Genomic DNA, 2,507 nt, shown 5'->3' with positions numbered 1-2,507 from the left:
GACGCCGAAATCCCCCCAGCCGACGTTGTCGCACAGCACGAACACGATGTTCGGCTTGGTCGCCGCAGCCATCGACGTCCTCCTACTCGACTCGGGTTTCCGATCTGGTTGGTTCATGGCGAGCGCGTCGTCCGGGATGCTTGGCGCTGTGCGCGCATGCGGTTGGCGGGTGTCTCGGTGTCCGGTGCGTCGATTGCGACGGTGCGCGCCAAGCGGTCGTGCAGCCCGCGACGGCGGTCGTCGAAGAGCACCATGAAGTAGCCGGCCAGCAGCGGGATCGCGGCCAGGACCATGCCGAGTAGGCGTATGAGTGCGCGCTTCGGGCCGATGTGACCGTGCTGTGCGCCGGGGGCGAGGACGCGGAAGCGCATGATCCGCGCGCCGGGTGTCTGGCCGGTCGTCGACCAGAACGTCACGAAGTACGCCGCGGCCCACACGACGAACAGGAACGCGCCGATCACCGCGAGCGCTGTTTCGACCTTTGCTGGGACGTTGAAGAGGCTCAGGGCCAGCGCGACGATCGCGACGACGACGATCGCGGCAAGGTCGATGATCAGTGCGTCGATGGCGAAGGCGATGGCGCGCGTCACCAGACCGGTGTAGTCCGCTGCCGCGTGCTCGTTCGTGCCGGTCTGAACGTGGACGCGCGCGGCCGCGGCGGCCTGCGCCCGCGCCGCAGCCGCCTCGTGCGCGGCGGGATCCTGGCTGACCGCGGCGTTGGCCGCCGTCGCGGTGTGGCTGGGCGGCAGGTAGTCGCCGCTCGGTCTGGTCATGGCGTATCCATCGCGGGCGGTGGCGGCTCGACGCGCTCGTGGCGGTGCAAGAGACGCCGGGCGATGCGCTCGGTGATCGCGTCTGCTCGCCGCGTGCGCTGATTGACCTGGTCTGCGACCTCGTCGGCGAAACCGAAACCCTGCTGGGCGATGGCCTCGGTCACCGCCGGGCTTTGCGCGACCTCGTCGATGAGCAGCCACAGTTCCTCGCTCTCGAGCAGTCCCGCCACGACGTGGTCGAGCAGCCGGCTGTCCATGACCTGGGTGACGGTGCGCTCGACCGCCGGGCTTTCGGCGACCCGCGTGAGCAGCCGTTCCACGGCAGGGCTCTCGACTAGCCGCGTGGTGATCTGCCCGAGTTCGGGGCCTTCGAGAATGCGCTCAGCGACGCGCTCGACGCTCCCGGCGGCGAGCATACGGTCCGCGAGTCGGTCGGCAACGCCGGCGTGCAGCAGTTGCTCGGCGACGCGCTCGACGACCGCGTGCCCGGCCATGTCGCGCACGGTGGCCTCGACCAACGGGCTCTCCAGCACGCGGTCAAGCGCCCGCTCCGTGTATGGGGAGGCGACGACGGCATCGACGACACCCAGAGCGGTGCGCCCGGCGAGGTCGCCGGCGGCCGCTCGTGTGCGGCGCTCGAGGCGTTGAGCGGCCCCGGCGGCCTCCGTGACCGGCCAGAGCGCCATGCGGATCGCATCCGACGCGAGTGGCATGTCTCAGTCCTCCTGGCGCTTGCGCTTGCGTTCTTCGCGGCGGTCTCGCAGCGTGTCCCAGCGTGACCGAGCCTGAGCGGTGATCTCCTGCCATTGCCGGTCGACTTCGTCTTCGGCCGGCTTTTCGCCGCGCTGGATGCGGGCGAGTTCGTCGCGGACCTCGCGCCCGGCTGCCGTGGAGATGACGAACACGACCCAGATGCAGAACAACGTCGAGATCATGGCGAAGACCGCGCCGATGACGCCGTAGCGGGTGGCGTAGGTGTTGAAGAGGTGCGGGACGTAGACGGTGGCGGCGATGGAGTAGAGCGTGAGCAGTACGGCGCCGATGACGGCGAACGGGAGGACGTCCGCGCGCGTGAGCCGCTTCGCGGTGAGCGTCCGCCCGCTCCAGACCAGGAACACCACGGCCAGCGGGGCCGCGAGCAACGCAGCGCCGAGTTCGAGGCGGGTGTGGTCTAGCCCCGCGTGCAGGACGCCGCTGGCGCCCATGAACACCGCGAGCCCGACGATCCAGAGCAGCCCGTTGAAGGTGTTGCGGACGCTCAGCGGGCTGAGCTCCCAGCCCTGCTCGAAAAGACGCTGGACCCCACGAGTGAAGCTCAGCACCGCGAGCATCAAAAAGAAGAACCCGAGAATGCCGATGCTCGTGCTCGTGCCCGACGGGGGCGCGAAGACGTCCTCGACCGCCTTGGCGCCGCCGCCGGTCAGCTCGTAGCGGTCGATGATGCGCTCGGCCGTGTCCTTGCCTCCGAGTTGCGAGGACACGCTGCTGATGACGATCATCAGCGGGATCGTGGCCGTGAGCGCACCGGAGGCCAGGGCGATCGCGCGGTCGAACCCCGCGAGCTTCTGAAAGCGGTTCACCACGCGCAGCACGAAGTCCGGCCGCAGCCAGAACGTGAGCGTCCGCTTGAGGCGCTCACGCTCGGTCTGTGGCGGCTTCAGCCTGATGGGATCGTCGGTGGCCATGGTGTGAACCGCGGCGCAAATCGCCGTCGTTATGCCGCCGGTCCGACCG

General features: G+C 69.4%; 3 protein-coding genes. All 3 read right to left on the bottom strand.

The window, feature by feature from the left end:
- Positions 1-113: 113 nt before the first annotated feature.
- Positions 114-773 carry an RDD family protein gene (locus tag OM076_RS44370; protein ID WP_270046716.1) on the bottom strand — a complete coding sequence of 220 codons (660 nt, stop codon included), beginning with the start codon at positions 771-773 and terminating at the stop codon, positions 114-116.
- Entirely contained in the window at positions 770-1,291 is a 522-nt protein-coding gene (locus tag OM076_RS44365) for a hypothetical protein (RefSeq protein WP_270046715.1), read from the bottom strand. Before OM076_RS44365 ends, OM076_RS44370 begins: the two co-directional genes overlap by 4 nt.
- 198 nt (positions 1,292-1,489) lie before the next feature.
- Entirely contained in the window at positions 1,490-2,458 is a 969-nt protein-coding gene (locus OM076_RS44360) for a YhjD/YihY/BrkB family envelope integrity protein (protein WP_270046714.1), read from the bottom strand.
- Positions 2,459-2,507: the final 49 nt, after the last annotated feature.

Source organism: Solirubrobacter ginsenosidimutans (assembly GCF_027587205.1).
The sequence above is the reverse complement of the archived record's forward strand: the minus strand, read 5'-3'. Positions and strand labels throughout refer to the sequence as shown.